Genomic DNA, 1,778 nt, shown 5'->3' with positions numbered 1-1,778 from the left:
AAGAATGTGTTATAATGTGAATGAATATACAGATTAATTCATTCATAAAAGAGGCATAGAAATGGATAAAAAAAATGAGCTGTTGGCTGCGGCTAGGGAAGTATTTGCAGAAAAAGGCTATAAGGCAGCTGGAATTTCTGATATTGCTAAGAAGAGCCGTATGGCTGTCGGATCCTTTTACAAGTATTATGAGTCCAAGGAAGCTATCTTCTTGGAGGTTTATGTAGCTGAAAATAGCCGTATACGTGAGGGAATCATGCAACGCGTAGACTGGCGGGGCGAGCCCGAGACAATCGTTGAACAGCTTTTTGCAGTCACTTTTGAATTGATTTCACCCAATAAAATTCTGGCTGAGTGGAACAAGCCAGGCATTTCCCAGATTCTGCACGATTACTATAATCAGGATTCCGGACGAGCATCCAATGCCTTTCATCAGTTTCTGATTCAGACCTTCAGCCAGCGCTTGCAGGAAGAGGGCTTTTCGCAGGAGAAAATAGCTGAGATCATGAAGGTTTATGACTTGATTTTTTACATAGACATGCATGTCACAGAGCAGGAGTTTTCAGGCTACTTCGATAGTCTTGAGACTTTAGTGAAATATTTTGTTAAGGGAATTTTTTCCAAATAGAGGAAATTCCTTTTCTTGGAAGTAGACGTGAATGAATTTATATAACCATTCATTCACGAACAAAGGAGGTGATGGCTTATGTAGTCCGAATAGGAATGGGAAGAAATGTGATTGCATAAGTATAAAGTGAATTATTTTTTAAAAAGCTTTGAATGAATATTTGGAAGCGTTTATTCAAAAATAGAAAGTGAGGAAAAGAATGAATAAGCAAGGAGGATTTGCTATGAGTGGAATGGCTATTTTGGGTATCTGTCTGGTCGCAATTGGTCTTTTGACCATTGGCTACGGCGGTGCGACAGTTGGTTTTAGTTTAAGTGTGGATTTTCAGTCATTTTTAGTCGGAGGTCTCATCATTGTCCTAATCGGAGCTGCTTTGATTCCGGGCTTGCCGGCAGTTGCTAAGCTGATAGCACTGGCTTTGACAACTTTGTCATTGCTGATTTACATTCACATGATGCCAGATTTAGAGTTTATGCTTATGCTCATCTCTGATGTTGTGGTTTTAGGCTTTGCGGCTTGGTTTGCTATTCTTTTTTTAAGAAAGTAGGTGATGAAGATGATTGTAGTTTATGATTCAAATACTGGTATTGGAAAACGATTTGCAGAATCAACGGGCTATCCGACCCAGAGCATCAAGGAGAAACTGGAAGAGCCCTGTATTCTCATTACTCGAAATGCTGGTGCTGGGAAAATTCCGTGGTCTACCAAACGCTTTATTAAGAAGCATCCTGGGCTGATTAAAGGTTTTGTTAACAATGGTGACTCTGTTAAACACGGCCGGACCTTCTGCGGAGCGACTGCCTTGATTATCGAAAAATATGGGCTCCAGCATATCTGCGATATTGACCAAGGCGGTAGTTCAGAAGATGTCAAGACTGTGCAGGCATTTTTGGCGGAGTGCTAGTCTCATCAAGTTTTGTATAAACAGACATTCAAGAATTTTCTCTTGGATGTCTTTTTTTATTCAAAAAACTAGAGTTCACCCCAAAATTCACCCCAAGTTCACCCTATTGCTTTTTAAGACTTCTAAAGGCTATTTCTCCTGCTGTTTGATTTACTGTTTCAGTAGTATTGACATAAGTCTTTGTTATTTGGATATCACTATGAGTAAGTGCTTCTGAAATAGCATTTAATGATGTTCCAGCCTGTC

The 1,778-nt window shown here is 39.8% G+C and carries 3 protein-coding genes and 1 pseudogene; 3 read left to right on the top strand and 1 reads right to left on the bottom strand.

Translation table 11 applies throughout. From position 1 onward, the window contains the following. Positions 1-61: 61 nt before the first annotated feature. The 3 genes from ACLOR3_RS01575 to ACLOR3_RS01565 all read left to right on the top strand — a co-directional run bounded on the left by ACLOR3_RS01575 (position 62) and on the right by ACLOR3_RS01565 (position 1,532). Positions 62-628, top strand: coding sequence for a TetR/AcrR family transcriptional regulator (locus ACLOR3_RS01575; protein ID WP_061564379.1), 567 nt, complete (start codon positions 62-64; stop codon positions 626-628). A gap of 199 nt (positions 629-827) precedes the next feature. Further along, complete coding sequence (locus ACLOR3_RS01570; protein WP_061564378.1) at positions 828-1,175, top strand: hypothetical protein; 348 nt, start codon at positions 828-830, stop codon at positions 1,173-1,175. After that, on the top strand, positions 1,176-1,532 hold the full coding sequence (locus ACLOR3_RS01565; RefSeq protein WP_270615916.1) for a class Ib ribonucleoside-diphosphate reductase assembly flavoprotein NrdI: 357 nt from the start codon (positions 1,176-1,178) through the stop codon (positions 1,530-1,532). A gap of 103 nt (positions 1,533-1,635) precedes the next feature. Here ACLOR3_RS01565 and ACLOR3_RS01560 read toward each other — a convergent pair. Beyond that, a pseudogene (locus ACLOR3_RS01560) lies at positions 1,636-1,778 on the bottom strand (site-specific integrase); the annotation flags it as partial.

Source organism: Streptococcus intestinihominis, assembly GCF_046824975.1.
Classification (GTDB): domain Bacteria; phylum Bacillota; class Bacilli; order Lactobacillales; family Streptococcaceae; genus Streptococcus.
The sequence above is the reverse complement of the archived record's forward strand: the minus strand, read 5'-3'. Positions and strand labels throughout refer to the sequence as shown.